Origin of the sequence: Actinomadura montaniterrae (genome assembly GCF_008923365.1) — a bacterium.
GTDB lineage: Bacteria > Actinomycetota > Actinomycetes > Streptosporangiales > Streptosporangiaceae > Spirillospora > Spirillospora montaniterrae.
The window spans coordinates 1-5,629 of record NZ_WBMR01000380.1 but is presented as its reverse complement, the minus strand read 5'-3'; the positions used below and the strand labels follow the sequence as shown (position 1 = coordinate 5,629).

The window sequence follows — 5,629 nt, the reverse complement described above, 5'->3', positions numbered from 1 at the left end:
CGCCGCGCCGGGCCGCGCGCCGCGCACGGCGGCGGCGACCCGGGCGGGGTCGGCGGACGGGTCGAGCAGCAGGGTCAGGGTGCGGGCCGCCGGGACGACGTCGGCGACGCCGAGCGGCGGGGCGGCGGTGAGCGCCGTGTACAGCCCGAGCATCTCCTCCGGTCCGGGCAGCTCGACGAGCAGCGCCCGGTCGCCGTTCGGCAGGATCCGCACCCGTTCCCTCAGTTCCACAGGTCTTCTATGCCCGACAGCGAGTGCCAGCCGAGGTACAGCGACAGCAGCCAGGCCGCGACGCCGAGGCCGAGGAGCCAGGCCGGGTAGCGGTAGCCGCCGAGCAGGTCGCGGCGGCGGGCCGCGACCCACAGCAGCACGGCCAGCCCGAACGGCAGGATGAGGCCGTTCAGCGCGCCGGCGAGGATGAGCAGCTTGGCCGGGGTCGTGCCCATCGCCAGGTAGATGGCGGTGGAGACGACGATGAACGCGACGACCAGCCGGTTGCGGTGCCGCTCGATCCAGCCGGAGAACGACACCAGGAACGACACCGAGGTGTAGGACGCGCCGATCACCGAGGTGATCGCGGCGGACCACATGATCAGGCCGAACACGCGCAGCCCGGTCTCGCCGGCGGCGTGCTGGAAGGCCGACGGGGCGGGGTTGTCCTTGGCGAGCGTGACGCCGCCGGCGACGACGCCGAGCACGGCGAGGAACAGCAGGACGCGCATCACGCCGGTGACGAGGATCCCGGTGATCGCGCTGCGGTTGATCTCGCGGATGTTGCCCGGCCCGGTGAGCCCGGACTCGATCATGCGGTGCGCGCCGGCGTAGGTGATGTAGCCGCCGACCGTCCCGCCGATGAGGGTGGTGATGACGAGGAAGTCGACCTGCCCGGGCGCGACGGTCCGGCGGAGCGCGTCGCCGATCGGCGGCCCCGACTCCACCGCCACGTACAGCGTCATGATGATCATGACGGCGCCGAGCACCACCACGATCCGGTCCATCGCGACGCCGGCCCGCCGGATCAGGAAGATCGCGATCGCGACCAGCGCGGACAGCGCGCCGCCGATCTTGACGTCCAGGCCGAGCAGCGCGTTCAGCCCGAGCGCGCAGCCGGCCACGTTGCCGATGTTGAACACCAGGCCGCCGAAGACGTCGAGGGCGGCGAGCGCGTAGCCGCCGCCGGGCACCACCGAGTTGCCGAGGTCCTGGGCGCGCCGTCCGGAGACGCCGACGATCCGCCACACGTTGAGCTGGATCGCGATGTCGACCAGCACCGACACCAGGATCGCGAACGCCATCGCGGCGCCGAGCTTGGCCGTGAACGTGGTCGTCTGGGTGATGAACCCGGGGCCGATGGCGCTGGTGGCCATCAGGAACATGGCGCCGAGGAGCGCGCCGCGGCGGGACGAGGTGGGCGGGGAGGCCGGCGTGTGGTCGAGGGTGGTTTCCGTCATGGCTGCCCCTTCCGGGGAGTCGGCTTTCCGACAGCGTAAGGATTGTTCAACAATCCTTCAATCCCCTTGTTGAGGAATTCTCCCCGGAAGGGGATACGGTGGTGCCGGACGAGATACGCGCGCGCCCGGGGCGGCGCCGCGCCACCGCGGGGAGGACGGGCCGATGCCGGCGCAGGAGTCGTGGCTGGACACCATCGCGGCGGCGCGGGACGACATCGGCCGGCACAGCACCGCCGACCGCGTCGCCCACCTGCTCCGCGAGCAGATCACCGACGGCCGCCTCGTCCCCGGCCAGCGGCTCCCCGAGGAGGACCTCGGCCGCGCCGCCAAGGTCTCCCGCAACACCGTCCGCGAGGCGTTCCGGCTGCTCATCAACGAGCGGCTGCTCGTGCACGAGTTCAACCGGGGCGTGTTCGTCCGCCGCGTCACCGCCGAGGGGCTCGCCGACCTGTACCGGGTCCGCCGGATCCTGGAGTGCGAGGGCGTGCGGTGCGCGCCGTCCGCGCCGCGCGAGGCGCTCGTGCGGGTGGAGGCGGCCGTGGCCGACGGCGAGCGCGCCGCGGCGGACGACGTCTGGGAGCAGGTCGGCACCGCCGACATCCGCTTCCACCAGGCGCTCGCCGCGCTCGTCGGCAGCCCCCGGGTGGACGAGATGACCCGGCACCTGCTGGCCGAGATGCGCCTGGTCTTCCACGAGATGGGCTCGCCGCGCGAGTTCCACGAGCCGTACCTCGCCCGCAACCGGCGGCTCTGCGACCTGCTGGAGCGGGGCGACGTCGAGGCCGCCGAGGCCGAACTGCGCTCCTACCTCGACGACGCCGAGGCGCAGCTCACCAAGGCCTACCGCGAGCAGGAGTGAACCGCGGCGACCGCGGGGCGCCCTATGGCGCGCCGTCGCCGCGCGCCTACGGCGCGTAGTTCATGACGTGGTCGTGCAGGAGCTGCGGGGCCTGCGGATCGCGGCGGCGGAACGCCTCGATCAGCTCGGCGTGCTCGGCCGACTTGGAGTAGATCTCGGTGTGGTGCAGCCGCAGCGACAGCGTCGTCCACAGCTCGATGCCGAGGCCCTCCCACACCGAGAACAGCAGCCGGTTGCCGGCCGCCTCGACGATCTCGCGGTGGAAGGCGATGCTGAGCCGCATCTGCTCGTGCAGGTCGTCGCCGCGCGCCGCCTCGCTCAGCTGCCGGTTGCGCTCCTCCAGCGCGTCCAGGCAGCCGGCGATGCGCGCCATGCCGAGCTCGGCGGCGGTGCGCTCCAGCCCGGCGCGGACGGGGAAGATCTCGGCGAGGTCCTGCTCGGTGAACGCGCGGACGCGGGCGCCCCGGTTCGGCAGCGACTCGATCAGCCGCTGCGCCTCCAGCTGCCGCAGCGCCTCGCGCACCGGTCCCTGGCTGACGCCGAGCTCGGTGGCGATGCGGCGCTCGACGATGCGCTCGCCCGGCTCCCACCGGCCCGAGCTGATGCCCTCCACGATGAACTCGCGGATCTGGTCGGCGAGCCCGGTGCGCAGCAGCTGGGCGGGGACGGGCGTGTTCACGGGAGCCAATATTAGACGGGGCGACGGTAAGTGAGTCTTGACGCCCGAGGAGATAGACTCGAATATGATCGATCATTGATCAATGATGATCGGTGAGCGTCGTGGCGATCCTACGGCGTTCCCCCGGACTTAGGAAGGTCGCCGATGGCTGAGACCACCCGGTCAGCTACCAAGGCCGCTCCGGCTCGCACGACCCGGAGAGCGCGCGGCACCAAGGCCTCAGGGCCGACGGCCGGCGCGGCGGAGAACGGTGCCGCGCGCGCGGTGGACGGCGCCGCGCCCGGCGGCCCGGCGGAGAGCGCCGAGACGCTCGTGGCGTACTACCGCCAGATGCTGCTGATCCGCCGCTTCGAGGAGCGCGCCGCACGCGCCTACACCGAGGCGAAGATCGGGGGCTACTGCCACCTGAACCTCGGCGAGGAGGCGACCGTCGTCGGCCTGATGGCCGCGCTGCGCCCCACCGACTACCTCTTCACCAACTACCGCGAGCACGGCTACGCCCTCGCCAAGGGCATCTCCGCCGAGCGCGTGATGGCCGAGCTCTACGGGCGCTCCACCGGCGTGTCCAAGGGCTGGGGCGGGTCCATGCACCTGTTCGACGCCGAGGCGCGGCTGCTCGGCGGGTACGGCATCGTCGGCGGGCAGGTCCCGCTCGCGGCCGGCGCCGCCCTCGCCGTCTCCTACAAGGGCGGCGACGAGGTCGTCATGTGCCACATGGGCGACGGCACCACCGCGATCGGCGCGTTCCACGAGTCGCTGAACATCGCCGGCCTCTGGGACCTCCCGGTCGTCTTCGTAGTGATCAACAACGGGCTGGGCATGGGCACCACCGTGGAGCACTCCGCCGCCGAGCCGGAGCTGTACCGGCGCGGCGCCGCCTACCGGATGGAGAGCGTCCGGGTGGACGGCACCGACGTCGTCGCCGTCCGCGACGCCGCGCGCGCCGCCGTCGAGCGCGCCCGCGCCGAGAGCAAGCCGTACCTGCTGGAGACCGTCAGCCCCCGGCTCAAGGGCCACTCGGTCGTCGACCCGGCCCGCTACCGGTCCAAGGAGGAGAAGGAGGCCCTGAAGGCCGCCGACCCCCTCGCCCGGATGGCGCTGGAGCTGGAGGAGGCGGGGATCCTGTCGCACGACGACCGCGACCGCCTCGACGCGGAGGTCACCGCCGCGATCGACGCCGCCGCCGCGTTCGCCGACGAGAGCCCGGCCCCCGAGGTCTCCACGCTGTTCGACTACACCTACGCCACCCCCGTCCCGGGCGAGCTGCGCCGCCTGCCCGCCGACCCGGTATTCAGTTCCTGAGGAGCACGCTGATGGCACCCGTCACTTACCGCCAGGCGCTCCGGGACACGCTGCGCGCGGAGATGCTCCGCGACGAGAACGTCTTCCTGATGGGCGAGGAGATCGGGCTCTTCGAGGGCTCCTACAAGATCACCGAAGGGCTGCTCAAGGAGTTCGGGCCGAAGCGGGTCCGCGACACCCCGATCGCCGAGGAGGGCTTCGTCGGCGCCGCGATCGGCGCCGCCATGCTCGGCCTGCGCCCCGTCGTGGAGATCATGACGATCAACTTCTCGCTGCTCGCGCTCGACCAGATCGTCAACCACGCCGCCAAGATCTACGGCATGTTCGGCGGCCAGGCCAGCGTGCCGATGGTGATCCGCACCCCGGGCGGCGGCGGCCAGCAGCTCGGCGCCACCCACTCGCAGAACGTCGAGCTGTTCTACTCGTTCATCCCCGGGCTGAAGGTCGTCGCGCCGAGCACGCCCGCCGAGGCGTCCGCGATGCTGAAGGCCGCGATCCGCGACGACGACCCGGTGCTGTTCCTGGAGAACCTCGCCCTCTACAACACCAAGGGCGAGCTGCCGGCCCCCGTCGAGGAGATCGAACCGGCCGAGATCGGCCGCGCCGCCGTCACCCGCCCCGGCACCGACATCACGATCATCGGCTACTCCCGGATGGCGCGGGTCGCGGCCGAGGTCGCCGAGACCCTCGCCGCCGAGGGCGTGTCCGCCGAGGTCGTCGACCTGCGCAGCCTGCGCCCGCTGGACCGCGCGACCGTCGTCGAGTCGGTCCGCAAGACCGGCTGCGCCGTCGTCGCCGAGGACGACTGGCTCACCTACGGCATCGGCGCGGAGATCGCCGCGACGATCCAGGAGGGCGCCTTCGACTGGCTGGACGCCCCGGTCCGCCGCGTCGCGATGGCCGAGGTGCCGCTGCCCTACGCCAAGTCCCTGGAGTCGGCGGCGCTGCCGTCCGCCGACTCCCTGCTCACCGCCGTCCGCGACACGCTCCGCGCGACCGGCCGTCCAGTGCTGGAGCCCGCCCGATGACCGAGATCCTCATGCCGCGCCTCTCCGACACCATGGAGGAGGGCGTCATCAGCTCCTGGCAGAAGCAGCCGGGCGACGAGGTGGCGGTCGGCGACGTCCTGGTGGACATCGAGACCGACAAGGCGGTCATGGAGTACGAGGCCTACGAGGCCGGCGTGCTCGAGAAGATCCTCGTCGGCGAGGGCGAGACCGCCGCGATCGGCGCGCCGATCGCGGTGATCGCCCCGAAGGGCGGCGCGCGTCCCGAGGCGGCGGCGGCCGAACCGGCCCCGGCGCCCGCCGCGGCCGCCGAGCCCGCGCAGTCCACCGA

General features: G+C 72.6%; 7 protein-coding genes. 4 read left to right on the top strand and 3 right to left on the bottom strand.

The annotated features are described in order from the left end of the window. On the bottom strand, positions 1–231 hold a 231-nt coding region (locus F9B16_RS48915; protein WP_225992649.1), incomplete at its 3' end, for a carboxyltransferase domain-containing protein. Further along, the gene (locus tag F9B16_RS48910) at positions 222–1,451 is read right to left on the bottom strand and encodes an NRAMP family divalent metal transporter (RefSeq protein ID WP_151547099.1); all 1,230 of its coding nucleotides are present in this window, start codon (positions 1,449–1,451) and stop codon (positions 222–224) included. The genes F9B16_RS48910 and F9B16_RS48915, both read right to left, overlap by 10 nt. 163 nt (positions 1,452–1,614) lie before the next feature. Here F9B16_RS48910 and F9B16_RS48905 point away from each other — a divergent pair, with 163 nt between their 5' ends. After that, a complete protein-coding gene (locus F9B16_RS48905) occupies positions 1,615–2,310 on the top strand; it encodes a GntR family transcriptional regulator (protein WP_151547098.1) in 696 nt (231 codons plus the stop codon). A gap of 46 nt (positions 2,311–2,356) precedes the next feature. Here the strand turns inward: F9B16_RS48905 and F9B16_RS48900 are convergent, their stop codons facing one another. Continuing rightward, entirely contained in the window at positions 2,357–2,989 is a 633-nt protein-coding gene (locus tag F9B16_RS48900; protein WP_225992648.1) for a GntR family transcriptional regulator, read from the bottom strand. Between the two features lie 144 nt (positions 2,990–3,133). On the opposite strand from F9B16_RS48900, the gene pdhA reads away from it, so the two are divergent. The 3 genes from pdhA to F9B16_RS48885 form a co-directional block, all read left to right on the top strand. Further along, the gene (gene pdhA, locus F9B16_RS48895; protein ID WP_151547096.1) at positions 3,134–4,291 is read left to right on the top strand and encodes a pyruvate dehydrogenase (acetyl-transferring) E1 component subunit alpha; all 1,158 of its coding nucleotides are present in this window, start codon (positions 3,134–3,136) and stop codon (positions 4,289–4,291) included. 11 nt (positions 4,292–4,302) lie between these two features. Then, entirely contained in the window at positions 4,303–5,319 is a 1,017-nt protein-coding gene (locus tag F9B16_RS48890; RefSeq protein WP_151547095.1) for an alpha-ketoacid dehydrogenase subunit beta, read from the top strand. After that, positions 5,316–5,629, top strand: a 314-nt coding sequence (locus F9B16_RS48885) for a biotin/lipoyl-containing protein (RefSeq protein ID WP_318839304.1), incomplete at its 3' end; no start/stop codon positions are given. The genes F9B16_RS48890 and F9B16_RS48885, both read left to right, overlap by 4 nt.

Bases quoted from the DNA above. Each gene is read 5' to 3' on its own strand.
- F9B16_RS48910 (WP_151547099.1), bottom strand. From the start codon at position 1,451: ATGACGGAAACCACCCTCGACCACACGCCGGCCTCCCCGCCCACCTCG.
- F9B16_RS48905 (WP_151547098.1), top strand. From the start codon at position 1,615: ATGCCGGCGCAGGAGTCGTGGCTGGACACCATCGCGGCGGCGCGGGAC.
- pdhA (WP_151547096.1), top strand. From the start codon at position 3,134: ATGGCTGAGACCACCCGGTCAGCTACCAAGGCCGCTCCGGCTCGCACG.
- F9B16_RS48890 (WP_151547095.1), top strand. From the start codon at position 4,303: ATGGCACCCGTCACTTACCGCCAGGCGCTCCGGGACACGCTGCGCGCG.